The sequence below is a fragment of the Haloprofundus marisrubri genome, assembly GCF_001469955.1.
Taxonomy (GTDB): Archaea; Halobacteriota; Halobacteria; order Halobacteriales; family Haloferacaceae; genus Haloprofundus; species Haloprofundus marisrubri.
On record NZ_LOPU01000029.1, the window covers coordinates 491,586 to 508,743 of the forward strand.

At 63.9% G+C, this 17,158-nt stretch carries 17 protein-coding genes; 6 read left to right on the forward strand and 11 right to left on the reverse strand.

Going from position 1 to position 17,158, the window contains the following annotated elements; translation table 11 throughout:
* Nucleotides 1–103 precede the first annotated feature (103 nt).
* Complete coding sequence (gene ppk1 / locus AUR64_RS12905; protein WP_058582713.1) at nucleotides 104–2,296, reverse strand: polyphosphate kinase 1; 2,193 nt, start codon at nucleotides 2,294–2,296, stop codon at nucleotides 104–106.
* Nucleotides 2,297–2,843: 547 nt separating this feature from the next.
* On the reverse strand, nucleotides 2,844–3,551 hold the full coding sequence (locus AUR64_RS12910; protein ID WP_058582355.1) for a metallophosphoesterase family protein: 708 nt from the start codon (nucleotides 3,549–3,551) through the stop codon (nucleotides 2,844–2,846).
* A gap of 203 nt (nucleotides 3,552–3,754) precedes the next feature.
* Between AUR64_RS12910 and map the strand changes: the two genes are divergently transcribed.
* Complete coding sequence (gene map / locus AUR64_RS12915) at nucleotides 3,755–4,645, forward strand: type II methionyl aminopeptidase (RefSeq protein ID WP_058582356.1); 891 nt, start codon at nucleotides 3,755–3,757, stop codon at nucleotides 4,643–4,645.
* 112 nt (nucleotides 4,646–4,757) lie between these two features.
* Here map and AUR64_RS12920 read toward each other — a convergent pair whose 3' ends face one another.
* Both AUR64_RS12920 and AUR64_RS12925 read right to left on the reverse strand, forming a co-directional pair.
* On the reverse strand, nucleotides 4,758–5,228 hold the full coding sequence (locus tag AUR64_RS12920) for a redoxin domain-containing protein (RefSeq protein ID WP_058582357.1): 471 nt from the start codon (nucleotides 5,226–5,228) through the stop codon (nucleotides 4,758–4,760).
* Nucleotides 5,229–5,477: 249 nt separating this feature from the next.
* The gene (locus AUR64_RS12925) at nucleotides 5,478–5,675 is read right to left on the reverse strand and encodes a DUF7835 family putative zinc beta-ribbon protein (protein WP_058582358.1); all 198 of its coding nucleotides are present in this window, start codon (nucleotides 5,673–5,675) and stop codon (nucleotides 5,478–5,480) included.
* Nucleotides 5,676–5,995: 320 nt separating this feature from the next.
* Here AUR64_RS12925 and AUR64_RS12930 point away from each other — a divergent pair, with 320 nt between their 5' ends.
* Both AUR64_RS12930 and AUR64_RS12935 read left to right on the forward strand, forming a co-directional pair.
* Nucleotides 5,996–6,541, forward strand: a complete 546-nt coding sequence (locus tag AUR64_RS12930; protein ID WP_058582359.1) for an HIT family protein — start codon at nucleotides 5,996–5,998, stop codon at nucleotides 6,539–6,541.
* Nucleotides 6,542–6,661: 120 nt separating this feature from the next.
* Nucleotides 6,662–7,600 carry a cation diffusion facilitator family transporter gene (locus AUR64_RS12935; RefSeq protein WP_058582360.1) on the forward strand — a complete coding sequence of 313 codons (939 nt, stop codon included), beginning with the start codon at nucleotides 6,662–6,664 and terminating at the stop codon, nucleotides 7,598–7,600.
* 63 nt (nucleotides 7,601–7,663) lie between these two features.
* Here AUR64_RS12935 and AUR64_RS12940 read toward each other — a convergent pair whose 3' ends face one another.
* From AUR64_RS12940 to deoC, 7 genes are all read right to left on the reverse strand, one after another.
* Nucleotides 7,664–8,263 (reverse strand): S26 family signal peptidase, encoded by a 600-nt coding sequence (locus tag AUR64_RS12940; protein ID WP_058582361.1) that lies wholly within the window; start codon nucleotides 8,261–8,263, stop codon nucleotides 7,664–7,666.
* Between the two features lie 70 nt (nucleotides 8,264–8,333).
* A complete protein-coding gene (locus tag AUR64_RS12945) occupies nucleotides 8,334–8,927 on the reverse strand; it encodes a S26 family signal peptidase (RefSeq protein WP_058582362.1) in 594 nt (197 codons plus the stop codon).
* 182 nt (nucleotides 8,928–9,109) lie between these two features.
* Complete coding sequence (locus tag AUR64_RS12950; RefSeq protein ID WP_058582363.1) at nucleotides 9,110–9,310, reverse strand: hypothetical protein; 201 nt, start codon at nucleotides 9,308–9,310, stop codon at nucleotides 9,110–9,112.
* A 103-nt stretch (nucleotides 9,311–9,413) separates the two neighbouring features.
* Nucleotides 9,414–10,664, reverse strand: coding sequence for a tRNA (N(6)-L-threonylcarbamoyladenosine(37)-C(2))-methylthiotransferase (locus AUR64_RS12955; RefSeq protein WP_058582364.1), 1,251 nt, complete (start codon nucleotides 10,662–10,664; stop codon nucleotides 9,414–9,416).
* Between the two features lie 84 nt (nucleotides 10,665–10,748).
* Complete coding sequence (locus AUR64_RS12960; RefSeq protein ID WP_058582365.1) at nucleotides 10,749–13,016, reverse strand: amino acid permease; 2,268 nt, start codon at nucleotides 13,014–13,016, stop codon at nucleotides 10,749–10,751.
* A gap of 284 nt (nucleotides 13,017–13,300) precedes the next feature.
* Complete coding sequence (locus AUR64_RS12965) at nucleotides 13,301–14,053, reverse strand: Lrp/AsnC family transcriptional regulator (protein ID WP_058582366.1); 753 nt, start codon at nucleotides 14,051–14,053, stop codon at nucleotides 13,301–13,303.
* A 2-nt stretch (nucleotides 14,054–14,055) separates the two neighbouring features.
* Nucleotides 14,056–14,691 carry a deoxyribose-phosphate aldolase gene (gene deoC, locus AUR64_RS12970; RefSeq protein WP_058582367.1) on the reverse strand — a complete coding sequence of 212 codons (636 nt, stop codon included), beginning with the start codon at nucleotides 14,689–14,691 and terminating at the stop codon, nucleotides 14,056–14,058.
* Nucleotides 14,692–14,826: 135 nt separating this feature from the next.
* Between deoC and AUR64_RS12975 the strand changes: the two genes are divergently transcribed.
* From AUR64_RS12975 to AUR64_RS12985, 3 genes are all read left to right on the forward strand, one after another.
* On the forward strand, nucleotides 14,827–15,633 hold the full coding sequence (locus tag AUR64_RS12975; protein WP_058582368.1) for a DUF63 family protein: 807 nt from the start codon (nucleotides 14,827–14,829) through the stop codon (nucleotides 15,631–15,633).
* A 66-nt stretch (nucleotides 15,634–15,699) separates the two neighbouring features.
* On the forward strand, nucleotides 15,700–16,566 hold the full coding sequence (locus AUR64_RS12980; RefSeq protein ID WP_058582369.1) for a carbohydrate kinase family protein: 867 nt from the start codon (nucleotides 15,700–15,702) through the stop codon (nucleotides 16,564–16,566).
* A 74-nt stretch (nucleotides 16,567–16,640) separates the two neighbouring features.
* Nucleotides 16,641–17,153, forward strand: coding sequence for a hypothetical protein (locus AUR64_RS12985; protein ID WP_058582370.1), 513 nt, complete (start codon nucleotides 16,641–16,643; stop codon nucleotides 17,151–17,153).
* Nucleotides 17,154–17,158: the final 5 nt, after the last annotated feature.

Genomic DNA, 17,158 nt, shown 5'->3' on the forward strand with positions numbered 1-17,158 from the left:
CTCCCAGTCGCCGCCGTGAGTGGTTTCGCTCGGGTCGGCCCGCCGGCCAGCAGCGACCGAACCTGTAGAACGTAGCGAGAAGTCGTCTCGAATGGCAGCCGACTCACCGGTCGTCGACGAACACGTCGTCGAGGTCGACCGCCGACTCGCGAGTCGGGTTCTCCGTTCCCGTTCGTGGCTCCTCTTCGGGGGCGCTTCGCCGCGCCCGTTGCATCAGTGAGTCGTGGGCCACATATGGCGCTTCGTCCCCGCTCGGGCGAACCTGCTCGTAGGAGCCGTCGGGTCGCATCACCCACCGTTTGCGGTTGTCGGCGAGCATCGCGTCCAGCACGTCTCGGAGTTGCTCACGGAGTGCTCGGTCCTCCACCGGGGCGACGGCTTCGACGCGTCTGTCGAGGTTTCTCGTCATCCAGTCTGCGGACCCCAGATAGTACTCGGGGTCGCCGGCGTTGTGGAAGTAAAACACCCGTGAGTGTTCGAGAAACCGCCCGACGACGCTGTGAACGTTCACGCTGTCGCTCACGCCCGGAATGCCGGGTCGGAGTCGACAGATGCCGCGAACGACGAGGTCGATGTCGACGCCCGCCATCGCCGCCTCGTACAGTTCGGCGACCATCTCGGGGTCTTCGAGCGAGTTCATCTTCGCGACGATGCGTGCGTCCTCGCCGTTTCGGGCGTGGTCGGCCTCGCGGCGTACGAGGTCGGTGAACCGCTCGCGCATGTTCCCGGGGGCGACGAGCAGTTTCCGGTACTGCTCGTGCAGCGAGTGCCCGGTGAAATAGTTGAACAGTCTGACGAGGTCTTGGCCGACGTCGCGGTCGGCGGTCAAAAGGCCGAGGTCGGTGTACGTCTTCGCCGTCTCGGAGTGGTAGTTGCCGGTGGCGACGTGTGAGTACAGCGAGACGCCGTCGTCTTCCTCGCGGACGACGAGTGCCGTCTTCGAGTGCGTCTTCAACCCGATAGTGCCGTACGCGACGTGGATGCCCTCCTCTTCGAGGCGTTTGACCCACCGGAGGTTGTTCTCCTCGTCGAAGCGGGCTTTCAGTTCGACCATCACGGCGACCTGTTTGCCGTTTTTGGCGGCTTCGATGAGCGTCTCGATGACGCTCGAATCGTGCGCCGTCCGGTAGATTGCTGCCTTGATGGCGAGGACGTCCGGGTCTTCGGCGGCGGCGTCGAGAAACGTCTGGACGGTGTTGGTGAACGAGTGGTACGGATGGTGAACTAACACGTCGTCGCGGGCGATTTCGGCGAACAGTTCGGCGGGTCGCTCGGCGTCGAGCGTCGCAAACCGTGGGTGCATCTGCGGCGTCCACGACTCCAGTTTCGACTCGGGACGGTCGAGGTCGGTCAACGACATGAGTTCGCGGTAGTCGAGTGGACCGTCCAACTCGAACACCTCCTGTTCGTCAACGTCGAGTTGGTCCGTCAGCAGTTCGCGCACTTCGTCGGCCATCTCGGATTCGACTTCGAGGCGGACGATGGTGGCGAACCGGCGCTGACGGAGCACTTCCTCAATCATGTCGATGAGGCCCTCTGCGACCTCCTCGTTCCGCCGGACTTCGGCGTTTCGCGTCACACGGAACAGCGAACTGTCGACGAGTTCGACGTTCGGAAACAGCAAGTCGAGGTTCGCGTCGATAATTTGCTCCAGCGGGACGTACCGTGTCTCCTCGCCGACTTGGACGAGTCGCGGACGGTTCTGCGGTATCTTCACCCGCGAGAACTTCGTCTCACCGTCAGTTCGTGTGCGCACCGCCAGCGAGAGGCTGAGATTCGAGATGAACGGGAACGGATGTGCCGGGTCGAACGTCAGCGGCGTCAACGTCGGCAGCACCGAACTCTCGAAGTAGTCGCGCAGTTCCGTCTGTCGGTCGTCGTCGAGCGTCTCGTAGTCGACGATGTGGATATCCGCCTCGGCCAGCAACGGTTCGATTTCTTCGCGGTAACAGCGTGCCTGTGCTTCGAACATCTCCCGGGCTTCCGCAAGAATCTCCACCAGTTGCTCGCTCGGGGTTCGTCCGTCGACGGTGAGTTCGGTCACGCCGGCGTCTATCTGCTGTTTCAGCCCCCCGACACGCTTCATGAAGAACTCGTCCATGTTCGTCGTGAAGATGGAGAGAAACTTCACCCGCTCTAACAGCGGGTTTCTGTCGTCGAGCGCCTCGAACAACACCCGTCGCTGGAAGGCGAGTTCGCTCAGTTCGCGGTTGAGGTAGAACTCGTGGCTCCCGAAGTCGACGTCGTCTTCGCCAATCGCAGGCAACTCGGGTCCTGCCGGCGGGTCGTCGCCCATCGGCCCGACTCGTGTGCCGGTTTCGCCGACAGTCGGACGGAGCGGCGTCAGCGGCGTCGGTCGCCCCTCAACCGATCTCCCCGTCGGGAGGCCGTAGACGTCGGCGGCAGCGTCGCCTGTACCGTCGTCTCCGGGTGTACTCGGGTTCTCACCGTTACCAGCGGTATCCGGGATATCGGTGTCCACGGAGTCAGTCGTCTCGTCGTCGGGGCTGTCGAGGGACTCGCTCGTCTCGTCGTTGGGAGTCTCGACACCGTCGTCTGCCGAGGTGTCACTTGTTTTCTCGTCCACGCCGTCGCCGGCGTCTTCGTCTTGACCCGACGAAGGCGGCGTCAAATCGTCGAATTCGCGCTTCTCGACCGTTTTCGACTCGGTTTCCGATACCGTGAGGTCGTCGGTTTCGGCATCGTCCGGTCCGTTTTCCGTCTCGCCCAGTTCGCTTTCGGCATCGCTCGCTCCGTTCGTTCTCGTTCGGTTTCGTTCGTCGGTTCCACTGTCCTCACCGCTCTCACGGCCGTCTTTGAACCACTCCCAAAATGGCATCTGTCTACTCTTCGGTCGTTGCCCGTGGTGGAATCACGATTTTCGAGTCTTTACGGCTCTGGACCGTCCGCCCGAGGTCGACCGAAATCAGCGCGTCGCGACTGCAGTCGATGGCGGTCAGTTTGCCCCCGTACACACAGCCAGTATCGAGGCCGACGGCGTACTCGCGGTGGACGGCACTGTCGAGGACGGTGTGGCCGAAGAACACGCGCTCCGGTCCTTCGTACTCCTCGAACCAGTACGGCGGGTCGTAGCTACCGCCGGGGACGAGCGACCGGGTGTTCTGGAGGTCGTCGACCGAATGTTCCGAGAGGGGTTTTCGCGGGTCGACGCCGCCGTGAACGACGAGTGCGCCCTCCCACGAGATAGCGACCGGAAGCGACCGCATCCACTCGACGTCGCTGTCGTCCAATCCGTCGGGGTCCTTTTCGCCGCGAATCACTTTCTCCTCGTTGTTGCCGCGGATAGTGACGAGGTTCGGCATCTCGCGGACGCGACGAACGACACCCCCGTTGTCGGGGCCTTTCCGAATCAGGTCGCCGACGAACACCACCAACTCGTCGTCGCCGGGGTCCAGACGCGCGAGCAGGGCGTCGAGTTCGTCGAGACAGCCGTGGACGTCGCCGACGACGTAGATGTTGGCCCATTCGTCCGCGTCGACGCGTCGGTGTTGTGCTTCGATTGCGTCCGAAAACTGTGGTGTAGATGCCATTCGACCAGTTGCTTCGCCGTAAGACGTTCTCCCGATAAACGGTTGCTAAGAGGTGTCTGGTGCGCTATATAGCGGAATAGAGACGTTCGTACCTGCTGACCGGTCGGTGGGTTTCGTAACACCCGCCGCCCGTTCGTTGGGTTGCGCTCGGAGTGCCCGCCGTCCCGCAACCTCTTTGCCTCGGTCGGTCAAAGCCTGCGGGTATGAGCATCGGACATCTCGACGACGAGACGGTCGAAAAGTACCGCGAGGCGGGCGACATTCTCCGAACCGTGTTAGACGAATCCGCGGAGATGGTCGAACCCGGCGTCACGCACCTCGAAGTCGCCGAGTACGCCGAGTCACGCATCCACGAACACGACGCCGGATGCGCGTTCCCGGTCAACATCAGCGTCAACGAAGAGGCGTCGCACGCGACGCCCGCTCGCGACGACGACACCGAGTTCGGCGAGGACATGGTCTGTCTCGACGTCGGCGTCCACGTCGACGGCTACATCGCCGACGCCGCGGTCACCGTCGACCTCACAGGCAACGACGAACTCGTCGAAGCCGCCGAGGAAGCGCTCGACGCCGCGCTCGACGCCGTCGAACCGGGTGCGGAGACGGGCGCTATCGGCGCGGAGATAGAGGACGTCATCCGTGGCTACGGCTATATGCCTATCTTGAATCTCTCCGGTCACGGCGTCCAACAGTGGGATGCCCACACGGGGCCGAACATCCCGAACCGTGGGGCTGAACGCGGCGTCGAACTCCAAGTCGGCGACGTGGTCGCCATCGAACCGTTCGCCACCGACGGCAGCGGGAAGGTGACCGAAGGCGTGAAGGAGGAGATTTACAGCCTCGAAAACGACCGCTCGGTCCGAAACCGGCAGGCGCGTCAAGTTCTCGACGAAGTCAAAGAGAACTACCGGACGCTTCCCTTTGCGGCCCGATGGCTGGACGTTCCCCGCGCGGAGATGGCGATTCGCCGCCTCGAACAGAATCACGTTCTCCACGGCTACCCCGTACTCAAAGAGGACGACGGCTGTCTCGTCAGTCAGGCCGAACACACCGTCATCGTCACCGAAGACGGTTGCGAGATTACGACGAACTGAGCGGTCACTGCCGGGAAATCACACGTTACCGGTGTATTTGGCCGGTGAAAAATCGCGGTTCGGTTGCGTCGTCAGAACTCGCCCTCCTCGTCGACTGACAACGCTTCGAGCGTTACGCGTCGACGGCGTCCAGCAGTTCGTCGTAGTCGGGTTCGTTCTCCGGGTTGTCCGCTTCCCACGCGTACGTCACTTCGCCGTCCTCGTCGACGACGTAGACGGCGCGGTTGGCGACGCCGTGCAGGCCCAGTTCTTCGACGTCGATTTCGAGGCCGTACGACTGAATCGTCTCCCGACTCATGTTGCTGACCAGCGGGAACGAGAGGTCGTACTCGTCGCGGAACGCGTTCAGACTGAACGGCGAGTCGGCGCTCAGGCCGTACACCGACGCGCCGGCCGCCTCGAACTCGTCGATGTGTTCTTCGAAGGAAGTCATCTCGTTCGTACACGGCGGCGTGAACGCGCCGGGGAAGAAGGCGAGAACCAGCGGTCCCTCCTCGACTCGCTCCGAGAGCGTGAACTCCTCCACGTCACCGTTTGCGACTTTGTTCGTGAACTCGGGTGCGTCGTCGCCTACTGAGACCATACTCTCAGTTGGGGAGTGATGCGGATAAACCGCTCACAGCACACCAGGTTCGCCGCGAGCGTGAACCCTTTACCGCTGGCCACGCGGCGGGGATAAGTACGTCAGCGAGTGATGTGTCTCGGCGTGCATTCATCCGTCTCGGTGTACACCCACCAATCTCGGCGCTCACCAACCAGTGCCGTTACTTCTCACCAATCGCTGGAGAACGCTGCCCGAGGTGAAACTAAATCGTACGAGTACCCATCGCACTCACGCGTTGTTCATCCGCTGTGTCGTCTCCGCACCACAGGTACCACAGACCGAGATTCGATACGGTTCACGGGAGAACTCCGCGTTCTCGCGTTTCTTGCTTTCGGTCCGAATTTCGACACGGACGTCGTGTGTCGTCTCCCTCCCGCAGTGGTTACACGTCTCCGTCACCCCATCGGGTTTGGGTTTCGTCGCCATTTCAGACAACAGTATGTGCGATTTACGAATAAAGGCACACCTCCGTTCCGCAGTATTTCGACCGTTCATCGCAAGACGGCGGCGACTTTAACCGGTCGTAATAGGGGGACCGTTCAAACCGTTCAGCAGAGTAAGCAACATGATAAATCGTTGTCGGTCGCCGAGGTTGGGCTTTCGAACTCCGACCGCCCCGTCGATACCGAGCGGAGTCGACGCTCTCGGCGTTGCTATCTTCGGACAACGGCCAGGAACGACCGACGGTGGCTCGCTCTTCGTCCACGGTGAGATACGCCTAAGCGACTGGCGACTGTGACTGTGTCATGGACCAACTGTTCGCGCCGTGGCGCATCGAGTGGGTCGAACGCGACAGCGACGGCGGCGGCGGCGGTGGCTGTCCGTTCTGCACGCTCCCCGACGACGACGCAGACAGGGAGAACCGCATCGTCGCCCGCAGCGAGCGCTGCTTCGTGCTCCTGAACAACTATCCGTACAATCCCGGCCACGTGATGGTCATCCCCTACCGTCACACCGGCGAGTACACCGACCTCACCGACGCCGACCTCCTCGACCACGCTCGTCTCAAACAACGGACGTTCGATGCCCTCCGAACGGCTATCGGACCCGACGCGTTCAACGCGGGGCTGAATCTCGGCGGCCCCGCCGGTGGCTCGATAGAGGACCACGTCCACACCCACGTCGTCCCTCGGTGGTCGGGCGATACGAACTTCATGCCCGTCATCGGCGATACAAAAGTGCTCGTCGAAGCGCTCGAAGACACCTACGACCGCCTCCACGACGCCTTCGCCGGGCAAGCGGGCGCGACGGTCGAAGACGACGCCTCGGCGGTCGAAATTCGATTCGACTGAGTTCGTTCGCGGGTTCGTCTTGCGGTGTCACCCGCTTTGGACACACCTCGTGCCGAGTGAATCGTTACAGCCGACAGTCACTCCAAAGCCTCTTTCAGCGGGGGTGTCTTACTCCGACCGATGGACCGGCAGCGGGTCGTCAGACGGGTCGGGATGGTCGTTCTCGTGGCCAACCTCGCACTCGCGGCGGCGAAGGCGGCGGCGTGGTACTCCACGGGGAGCCTCGCCGTCGGGTCGGAGGCGGTCAACAGCCTCTCGGACGCCGTCTACAGTTTCGTCGTTCTCGCAGGGCTGTACATCACAACCCAACCGCCGGACTTCGAACACCCCCACGGCCACGAGCGAATCGAACCGTTCGTCTCGCTGTTCGTCGCGGTCGGTATCTTCGCGGCCGGTGCAGCGGTGCTGTGGCAAGCCACCCAGTCGGTGCTCACCGGCAGCTACGGCGAGTCGGTCGGCCTCGTCGCCGTCGGGGTGCTCGTCGCAAGCGCCGTTGTGAAGTACGTTCTCTACCACTACTGCCGGCGAGTCGGCGAGAGCCAGAACTCTCCGGCACTCGTCGCCGCCGCCCTCGACAACCGAAACGACATCCTCACCGCGGGCGCGGCACTCGTCGGCGTCCTCGGCACGCGACTCGGCGCACCGATTCTCGACCCCGCGGCCGCTGCCGTCGTCTCTCTCGGCATCGGTTACACGGGGTACGAAATCGTCCGCGACAACGTGAACTACCTCGTCGGCCGCGCGCCGCCGGACGACCTCAGAAGCGAGATTATCCGCCGTGCGCTCTCACATCCCGACGTCCGCGGCGCACACGACGTGGTCGCACACTACGTCGGCCCCGAAATAGACGTGAGCCTCCACATCGAAGTCGAAGGCGACATGACCGTCCGTGATGCCCACGATATCGAGACGGAAATCGTCATGTCGATACGCGAGATTCCGGAGGTCGACGACGTGTTCGTCCACATCGACCCGAAGGAACTCGGCGAGTGGAAAGACGACGACGAAACCGACCGACTGGCCGAGGAGACCGGTGTGGACGGCGGCCCTCGTCGCTAATCGAGCGAGAAGTCGGTGACGAGTTGGCAAGAAATCGGCGACGGGTTGGCGACGAGTTTCCGATTACGGCGCGACGGTAAACAGGAGACGGAACCAGCCGAGCATCGGGATTCCGGTGTCGGCTTTCGCCCGAACCCACTCGGACCGAACCGGGTCGGCGTAGTCGGTCGCCTGGTCGTAGTACTGGTTGCCGTCGCCTTTCGTGACGAATCCAGCATGTGGGGCAGGACAGTTCGCCAGTTCCGCACAGCTACCGACCCTCGGCGGAATCGCCGTGGAGTCGGCGCGTTCGTACCAGTTCTCGTCGGCTTCGACCCAGAGATGCGCTCGATGCACCGTCGGTGCCCCGTAGCCGCGGGGGTCTTCGAAGACGACTACGTCACCGGGACGGCCGAACCGTTCGTGGGCGGTTTCGTGAGCGTTCGATTCGGCTTCCTCGACGGTTGTGATGCCGTCCGCGTTGGCTCCGTCGCCGTCGGGGGCGACACTGGTGACGAAAACGAGGTCGCCGCGGTCGAGATTCGGTTGCATGCTTGCGCTCTCGACGGCGACGACTGGCGGCCACACACCCGCGGCGGCGAACAACACCGCCCCGACGAGGAAAATCACCGCGAGAATGCCGAAGAACTCGCCTACGACGGACCCTCCTTCCGTACCTGACACACGCTCACATACGGGGAGCGGCTAAGAGTAGATTGTGGTGGGTCGAGAACAGTTGTTCGTCTTCCAGTACTCACCAACAGGAGACATCCGAAACCGACTCCGAACCTTCTGCGACGAGACGAAGCCATCCGAGACACGGGATTCGAAGACCGGCTTTCGCGCGGACCCACTCCTCCTTGACCACGGGGGCGATACCTTTCGCTTGGTCGTAGACGCCGTTTGCGTCGCCCATCGTCACGTAGCCGTCGTACGGCGCGGGGCAGTTCCTGAGTTCCTCACAGCTATCGACACCGGCGGGGAGGAAGGATTCATTTGCCCGGTCGAACCAGTTCTCGCCCGCTTCGACGCGGAAGCGCGCGCGATGGATTATCGGCGTCTCACGGTTCGGCGCGTTGTAGATTATCACGTCGCCGTCACCGACGAAGCGCTGATACTCGCCGTCGTCGTCGGTGGTTACGACGCCGACAGCGTCTGCGGTTCCCCCGGAGAACCGGTCGGTGGCGGTGATGACGACCATGTCGCCTTTCTGCATGTTCGGGTCCATGCTGCCGCTCTCGATGGCGACCATCGGGGGCCACACGCCGCTCACCACCACGAGGAGGAGAAACACCGCAGTGACGACGGCGATGGGTTGGAGGATATCGGAGAGGAGCGAACGGGACATCTGTTCGGGAGTACGTGGCAGGACGCAAGAACGTTGCGGGACGGGGAGTCGGGTCTGTCGACTCAGTCGGGTGAATCTTCACCGAATGGTGGTCGTTGCGGAGTCAGTCCGTGGTTGTTGCGGAGTCTGTCGGTGTCGCCGGCGCGGTGCTGAGGTCGACCGCCTTGGTTCGTCCTCGTTTCTCACTCGGTCTGCCGTTTGTGCATGATGTACGCTCCAATCGTCCCACCGATTGCGAGACCGATTGATTCGGTGAAAGCAGTTACCGGTGACCGACCAAGGGCGAGATACAAGACGAAAATCCCGACGAGAACGAGGATTCCCACCGTTGCGACGTACCGCCCTCTCGACATCTCATCTGCCGAGGGATTGAGTTGCACCATCGTCTTCTCTCTTCGTTGTTTGTACTCACTCCCAAAGTGCGTATTGGCCAACAATTCCGTTTCTACGGAAACTGATTGGTGTGGACGCGTCTGAGTCTTCGACTCACACCGGTTCGGCGAACGCGTACACCGTCTGGTGACCCGTCACTTCGACTTCCAAGAAGTCGCCCGGTTCGACGCCGTGTTCCGACGCGTTCTGGACGATAATCTGTCGGTACGCGCCGTCGCGGCACTTCACTGAGTCGCCGACGCCTTCCTCCACCACGAGTACCTCCTGTCTAGTACCGACCATCTTTTCGTACGCCTCGCCGACGATGTCCATCTTCAACTCCGACATCGCCTTCGAGCGCTCCTTCTTGATGGTGCCGCCGAGGCCCTTCATGTCGGCGGCGTCGGTTCCGGGGCGCTTCGAGAAGCGCGTGATGTTCACCTTCTCGGGGCGAATTTCTCGAAAGAGTGCCATGCTCTGGGCGTGGTCGTGGTCCGTCTCGGTGGGGAAGCCGACGATGAAGTCCGTCGAGAGCGTCCAGTACTCCAGTGTCTCGTCGAACACCTCGACGATATCGAGGAACTTGTCGACGCGGTGCTGGCGGCGCATGTCCTCCAGTACGTCGTCGCTGCCGGACTGGACCGGGAGGTGGATGAAGTTGTACAGTTTCTCGTTTGTCGCAAAGACCTCGGCGAGTTCCTCGCGGATGCCGTGGATGCCGCCGGGGTTGGCCATTCCCACTCGAACCCTGAACTCGCCGTCGATGTCGCAGATGCGGTCCAAGAGTTCAGCGAGTTTCCGGTCGCCTTTGTCCCAGCCGTAGACGCCGGTGTCTTGACCGGTGACGCGAATCTCTTTCGCGCCGGCGTGGACGAGCGCACGGGCCTTTTCGACGTTCTCCTCGACGGGTGGCGAGTCGATGCGCCCGGTGGCGAACTTCGTGATGCAGTACGAGCAGTTCGACATGCATCCGCGGGCGATGGGGAGAATTCCCACTTGGCCGTCGAGGATGGGTTGGGTGTCGGGGGTGACGGTCGGACACTCGCCGTTCATCGCCGCGTTCGGCACATCGTCCCAGTGCAGCACTTCGGCGTCGATACCGGCGTCGCGGAACTCGTCGCCTTGCGCGAGGGCCATACAGCCGGTGATGATGAGGTCAGCCGTCTCTTTCTCTAACTCCTCTGCCCGGCGAATCATGTTGCGTTCGGTCTTCTCGACGACCGTGCAGGTGTTGAGGATGGCTACGTCGGCCTCCTCGGGTCCGTCGGCGGGGTGGTGGCCGCCGTCGCGTAATGCCTGCTCGATGTGGCGGCTCTCACCCCGATTCGACGTGCAACCGTAGGTTTCGATGTGGTACCGGGCCATTCGCTTGTGGATGGTATCGGGTCGGCGGCCAAAAGCGCGACGATTGGGGGGCGGGTCGTGGGCGTCGGCTTCACCCGGCGACGCTCACTCTCCGTTCCGTCTCGACCCCGAACCGAACAACCGCTCGCGCAGCGACCGCTTGCTCGGCCGCTCCGCCAACAGCACCGAACACTCCACCTCGTCGACGATGTCGTAGACGAGCGACCCCGTCAGCAACCGCGAGAGCAGGCCACGCTCGGTGGCACCGATGACGACCATCGACATCTCCGCGGAGTGGCGACCGATAGCGCCCTCGATATCGCCGGAGGTGTCGACGCGAACCTCGGCGTCTCCGAGGTCCCGTTCTTCGGCCCACTCGCGGAGGAACGTCTCGCCTCCTTCGCGTTCGCTCTCGCCGTCGACGACGTAGAGAAGCGAGACGTCCGACCCTCGGTCGAGGAGGACGCGAGCGACCTCGGCGCTGAGGTCGGAGTCCCCCCCGCCCGCCGTCGGCACTAGCACGTCGGAAGGGTCGAAGCCCTCGTCTTTCAGCACGAGGAAGTCACACGGTAGGTTGCTCGTGAGTTCGTCGAACGCCCCTTCGACGCGGCCGGCCGACCAGAACGGCGAACGGCCCCAGCCCATCACCACGAGGTCCGAGCGGTGGTCACGGGCGGCGTCGAACACCTCTTCGACGGAGCGATGCGAGATGATTGTCTGTGTCTCGACGGGCGCACCGAACGTCTCGGCGCTCTCGCGGGCGGCCGCCAGCAACTTCTCGGATTCGGCGTCTATCTGCTGAATACGCTCGGCACCGGCCGACAACGGCACTTGGTCGGGAACGGTGACGATGTGGACTGCTTCGACGGTTCCGCCGCGTGCCGTCGCCATCAGACTCGCCAACTCGATGAGGTGCTTCTCCGTTCGGGGGTTGGCAAGCGGCACCATCACGCGGTAGCCGCTGCCGTCGGGTTGAACCGTACTTGCAGCGGAGACGGCGGCGTCGGGCATCGTCTCCGAACGCGAGAGAACGTACTGACTGAGTAGTCCTCCCGTTTCGACCTTCTCGCGGGCGTAGACGAAGTACCAGACGACTGCCGCGACGACGAACGCCGCCGAGAGCGCGATTTCGATGGTATCCATGAACGCGACGAGGCCGAGTGACAACACCGCGCCGGCAATCGGAGTGATAGGGTACAACGGCACGCGGAACTCCGGTTCGTAGTCGATAGCTTCGGACTCGCGAAAGACGACGAGCGCGACGTTCATCAGCGCGTAGACGATGAGGTGAAGCACGCTCGCCGCCTTCGCAAGGACTGCTAACTGCTGCCCCAGCGCCGCGATGAAGACGACGATGATGGCCCCCGTCACGAGAATCGAACGGTACGGCGTGGCGAACTTCGGGTGAATCTCGTTGAGCCAGTTGGTGACGATTTTCTCACGGCCCATGGCGAAGTTGATGCGCGCAGAGGCGAGAATCGAGGCGTTTGCACTGGAGGCCGTCGCCAGCAGTGCCCCGAGCGTCATCACGGTCGCTGCGACTGCGGCGATACCGCCGGGGAACGCGAGTTCGGCCGCCTGTGCGACCGGCGCGTCCTGACTGAGGTCGGGCCACGGAACGACACCGAGCATCACCGTCACCAAGATGGCGTAGACGACGGTGACGAGTGCGACGCTGCCGATGATGGCGATAGGGAGGTTCCGACCCGGATTTTTGAGTTCCTCGGCGACAGTGGCAATCTTCGCGTAGCCCAGAAAGGAGACGAAGACGACGGCCGTTCCCGGAAGGATAGCGTTGACGCCGAACGGCGCGAGACCACCTTCGGCGGTGAGCGTCGAGTAGTCGAACGACGCCCATCCGGCGACGGCGAACGCACCGAGAATCGCCAGCAGAATGAGCACGATGACGGTCTGGATGCCACCGGTCTCCTTCGCCCCGACGAAGTTGACGCCGACGAACACTACGCCGGCCAGAAGCGCCCCCGTCTGGATGGGCGTGAGGAACAGAATCCCCGGCAACCCGACGAGTTCGGCGAGATACTGTCCGAAGCCAATGCAGTAAAACGCCGACGCGAACGCGAGGCCGACCCAGTCACCGAGACCGGCGATAGAGCCGAACAGTGGCCCCAATGCCCGATTGACGTAGTAGTAGCCGCCGCCGGCTTTCGGCATCGCCGTGCCGAGTTCCGAAACCGAGAGCGCGTTGACCATCGCCACCACCCCGCCGACGACGAACGAGACGACGACGATAGGTCCTGCCTCCTGAGCGGCGACGCCCGGTAGGACGAAGATTCCCGCGCCAATCATCGTCCCGATACCGATAGTCATCGCCGACAGCAACCCGAGGTCTTTTGCGAGTTCCTCGTCAGCCATCGTGTTCTCCTCTCGGGTACTCCTCCAGAGCGGCGGTAGCGTCGGCGGCAGCCGTCGCTTCGATTCGAGTGTTCATACACAGCGTATTGATTGCGGAATCATAACTCAATCGACTCTGAGTTACTCAAAGCACAATTTAGTATTTAAATAGACTACTCATAGGTCACCAAAACCTCGTTCGTTTATATCCGTGTACTGCTCCGATAGCGTCACCACTCGGTCACCACTGCGCATCGAACAGAAACGGTCAGCGGCGGTCGTCAGCAATCGCCCCCGATACGTCTCTACGCCGTGTTTCGGAGCGCCGCGAGCGTCTCGTCGGGAACCTCGCCGCGCGAAAAGAGCGTCACTTCGTCGCCTGCGCGGAGAACCGTATCCCCGCGCGGCGTCACGACGGTGTCACCGCGGTCGACGGAGATGACGAGCATGTTCTCACTGAGGAGACCGCGTTCGCCCGCCTCCGACAGCGTCAGCCCGTCGATTGGCGCGCCTTCGCCGATGGTCGCTTCGACGATTTCCGACCCGCCGGTGAGACTCACGAAGTCGGAGAGCGTCCCGCGTCGTTCGTCTTCCTCGGGTTCGTACGCCGCGTAGGGGAGATACGTGTCCGCCTGCACGAGGTCTTCGTCCTCGATTTCGATGCCGAGACTGGAGAGTGCTCGCGCGACGCGGCGCAGGTCGGCGATGTCCTCGCCGACCGCCAGCACGTGGAGGTTCCGGCGACCGGTCATCAACTCGCGGACGTGGACGACTCCCGGCACGGTTCGCACTCTCGCGGCGACGGACTCGCGTTCGGCGACCGGCGCGTTACAGAGATACAGGTTCGTCAGTCGCCCGTCAGCCCGCTCGAAGTCGATGTGGGCGTGGTAGCCGCTGATGATGCCGGCTTCTTCCAGTCGGGCGATTCGGTTCCGAATCGTCCCGGCGGAGACGCCGAGTCCCTCGGCGATGGCGGGTGCGGAAGTGTTCCGCGCGTCCGCCATCAGTGCGTGGATGACGCGACGGTCGACCTCGTCGAGTTGGAACGCCCCGTCCATTGTCACTCCGGCGCGCCGTCGAGAATCGCAACCCCACTGGAGGCGCCGATTCGCTCCGCCCCAGCGTCTATCATCGCCAGCGCCTCGTCGTAACTCCCGACGCCGCCGCTGGCCTTCACGGGCAGGTACTCGGCCATCAGTTGGACGTCCTCGATTGTCGCACCACCATCGGCGAACCCGGTCGAGGTTTTGACGAACGCGGCATCTGCCCCTTCGGCCGCCTCGCAGGCGCGGTGTTTCTCCTCGTCGGTCAGAAGTGCCGTCTCGATAATGACCTTGACCGGAATCGGAACCGCGGCGACGACTTCGGCGATGTCGGCTTCGACAGCGTCGTCCTCGCCAGCTTTCAGTCGACCGACGTTGACGACCATGTCCAGTTCGTCGGCACCTTGCTCCCACGCGTCGACGGCTTCGGCGCGCTTGGCCTCCGTCGAGTGCTGGCCGTGTGGGAAGCCGACCACAGTAGCGAGCGTCACGTCCGGGGCGTATTCGGCCGCTTCGGCGACGTAACACGGCGGGATACAGACGTTCATCCCGTACTCGACGGCGTCGTCGAGGACGGCTTCGACGTCGTCGAGCGTGGTCTCCGGACCGAGGACGGTGTGGTCGATGCGGGCGGCGAGTTCGCGTCGTTCCATGGCGGCCTCACGGCGGCGGGGGTTAAAATCCCGCTGGAGGCCGGCGGAGGCTGCTGAACACCGCCGGTCGAAGCGCAGGACACCTCCGAGGAGGGTTCGGTAAGGCTTTCACGCCGGCCCGACACTCCTCGCGCCATGCAGGTGTTGCCCGAGGGGTTTGCGCTGCCGCCGCTGCCGTACCTCCTCGCGCTCGTCGTCGGTCTCGCCGCTGTCGGCTACGCGTTCTACCGCCGTCGACCCGCACTCACCGACCGTCACGTGCTGGCGCTCGCGCCGTGGATGGTGACCGGGTCGGCGCTCCACGTCGCCTACGCGCTCGGCGTGCTCCCCGCCGTCGTCGACCCGCTGATGGGGACTCCGTCGGTGTATCTCACGGTCGGCGTCGTCGCCGGCGGCGTCTGGGTCGTCGCCGACGCGCTGAACTGGCCGGTTCCGACTGCCCTCGCCGTCACGGGTGTCGTCGCCGCGATTCCCGCCGTCGGCCTCCCCGTTTCGGCGGCGCTCGCTGCAGGGTCGTTCAGCCCGTTCTGGTCGACTGTCGCGCTCGTCGTCTCGCTCGTGCTCGCGGCGGTGGCGTGGACCGCACTGAAGACAATCCGCCCGGAGACGACCGTCACCCACTGGGCCGGCGCGCTCGCCGTGTTCGGACACACCCTCGACGGCGTCTCGACGGCTGTCGGCCTCGACGTGCTTTCGTTCGGCGAGCGGACGCCACTCTCCCGACTCATCTTCGAGTTCGCCGCCGAACTGCCGACGGCCGATATCATCGGGACGGGATGGCTGTTCGTGCTCGTGAAACTCCTCTTGGCAGGATTCGTCGTCTCGATTATGGCCGACTACGTCCGCGAGGAACCGAGCGAAGGCCTCCTTCTCCTGACGCTCGTCGCGGCCGTCGGTCTCGGGCCGGGCGTGCACAACCTCATCCTCTTCGCCGTCGCCTGATACTCGAATAACTGGAGCACGGCCGCGTCGGGTGGCTTTTTCTCGCCAGCGTCCGAGAATCGTCTCATGCCCCGTGTCATCTGCGCCGGTCACGTCAACTGGGACGTGACGCTCCGCGTCGACCACCTCCCCGAACCCGACGGCGAAGCAGCCATCGAAGCGCAGTCCGGTGCGGGCGGCGGCAGCGCCGCGAACGTCGCCGGCGGCCTCGCCGGTCTGAACGTCGCTACCGACATCTTCGGCAGCATCGGCGACGACGGCCACGGCGCGGACGTCGAAGCGGAACTCGCCGACGCGGGCGTCGACTGCGAGACGCTCGTCCGCGCCGACGGCCCGACAGCAGTGAAGTATCTCGTCGTCGCCGCAGACGGCCGCGTGATGGTTCTGGGACGCGACGGCGTCAACGAAGCGTTCTCGGCTACGGACCTCCCGGCGGAGCGACTCGCTGCGGCTGACCACCTCCACCTGACGAGTCACGACCCGGAGACGGCGGCGGCGCTGGTCGACCGAGCGCACGAAGTCGACGTGTCGGTGAGTTTCGACCCCGGCAGGCGCGTGGGTGACCGGGGTTTCGAGGCGGCACTCGACGGGGCCGACGTGGTGTTTCTGAACGACCGCGAGGCGGCGGCGGCGTTGGACGCCGACCTCTCGCCGAGGGGCCGCACGCTCGTGTTGAAACACGGCCCGCGCGGCGCGGAGGTACGGACGCCGACGGAGACGTACACGCATCCGGGATTCGCCGTCGACACGGTCGACACGACGGGCGCGGGCGATGCGTTCGCCGCCGGCTTTCTGGCGTGTCGTCTCGACGGCGACAACTACGACCGGGCGCTCGCCGTCGCCAACGCCTGCGGCGCACTCGCGGCGTCGGCGCTCGGCGCACGGACGACACTCGACTGGACGGCCGTGGACCGACTGCTCGACGGTGAGTAGCTGCCGGAGGACTGTTGTCAGACGCATCGATTGTCTCCCGCACGTTTATACGACTGCACGAGGTTTTCCGGGTAATGCTCGTCGACATCGTCCTCGAGGTAGCTACGACGCCCCGCGTCGCGTTGCTTGCTCGCCTCGCATTGGGCGCGCTGGCGGGCCTCGTCGCCGCCGTCGTCATGGACGTTCCGATGGGTCGACAGGAAGGCGGCTTCACGCCCGCCTACGTTGCCGCCTCGGTGCTGCGTCGAACGACGCCCGACGAGGTGAGTTTCCGCGACGCCAACGTCGTCCACCACGGCGCGGGACTTCTCGCGGGTGTGCTCTACGCGGTCGTGTTGACCGCCAGCGAAAGCGTCGTGCCGCCGGTGTGGTCACTCGGCGGGGTCGACTTACTCGCACATCTCGTCGCCGTCGGCGTCGTCGTCGGGTTCATCTACGGCTTCTTCGCGTATCTCGTCCTCCCGCGGGCCGGGAGGCGAATCTACGAGGAGCAGTCGACGGCGGTTCGCGGCCAGTGGCTTCGGTCCTCGTTGGTGTTCGGCGCGGCGTTGGCCGTCGTCGCGCCGTTTCTGCTGGCGTTCGTGTGACGTCA

What these genes read in the sequence shown, in the direction of transcription:
- ppk1 (WP_058582713.1), bottom strand. Translation starts at nt 2,296, where the DNA reads ATGGGCGACGACCCGCCGGCAGGACCCGAGTTGCCTGCGATTGGCGAA.
- AUR64_RS12910 (WP_058582355.1), bottom strand. Translation starts at nt 3,551, where the DNA reads ATGGCATCTACACCACAGTTTTCGGACGCAATCGAAGCACAACACCGA.
- map (WP_058582356.1), top strand. Translation starts at nt 3,755, where the DNA reads ATGAGCATCGGACATCTCGACGACGAGACGGTCGAAAAGTACCGCGAG.
- AUR64_RS12920 (WP_058582357.1), bottom strand. Translation starts at nt 5,228, where the DNA reads ATGGTCTCAGTAGGCGACGACGCACCCGAGTTCACGAACAAAGTCGCA.
- AUR64_RS12925 (WP_058582358.1), bottom strand. Translation starts at nt 5,675, where the DNA reads ATGGCGACGAAACCCAAACCCGATGGGGTGACGGAGACGTGTAACCAC.
- AUR64_RS12930 (WP_058582359.1), top strand. Translation starts at nt 5,996, where the DNA reads ATGGACCAACTGTTCGCGCCGTGGCGCATCGAGTGGGTCGAACGCGAC.
- AUR64_RS12935 (WP_058582360.1), top strand. Translation starts at nt 6,662, where the DNA reads ATGGACCGGCAGCGGGTCGTCAGACGGGTCGGGATGGTCGTTCTCGTG.
- AUR64_RS12945 (WP_058582362.1), bottom strand. Translation starts at nt 8,927, where the DNA reads ATGTCCCGTTCGCTCCTCTCCGATATCCTCCAACCCATCGCCGTCGTC.
- AUR64_RS12950 (WP_058582363.1), bottom strand. Translation starts at nt 9,310, where the DNA reads ATGGTGCAACTCAATCCCTCGGCAGATGAGATGTCGAGAGGGCGGTAC.
- AUR64_RS12955 (WP_058582364.1), bottom strand. Translation starts at nt 10,664, where the DNA reads ATGGCCCGGTACCACATCGAAACCTACGGTTGCACGTCGAATCGGGGT.
- AUR64_RS12960 (WP_058582365.1), bottom strand. Translation starts at nt 13,016, where the DNA reads ATGGCTGACGAGGAACTCGCAAAAGACCTCGGGTTGCTGTCGGCGATG.
- AUR64_RS12965 (WP_058582366.1), bottom strand. Translation starts at nt 14,053, where the DNA reads ATGGACGGGGCGTTCCAACTCGACGAGGTCGACCGTCGCGTCATCCAC.
- deoC (WP_058582367.1), bottom strand. Translation starts at nt 14,691, where the DNA reads ATGGAACGACGCGAACTCGCCGCCCGCATCGACCACACCGTCCTCGGT.
- AUR64_RS12975 (WP_058582368.1), top strand. Translation starts at nt 14,827, where the DNA reads ATGCAGGTGTTGCCCGAGGGGTTTGCGCTGCCGCCGCTGCCGTACCTC.
- AUR64_RS12980 (WP_058582369.1), top strand. Translation starts at nt 15,700, where the DNA reads ATGCCCCGTGTCATCTGCGCCGGTCACGTCAACTGGGACGTGACGCTC.
- AUR64_RS12985 (WP_058582370.1), top strand. Translation starts at nt 16,641, where the DNA reads ATGCTCGTCGACATCGTCCTCGAGGTAGCTACGACGCCCCGCGTCGCG.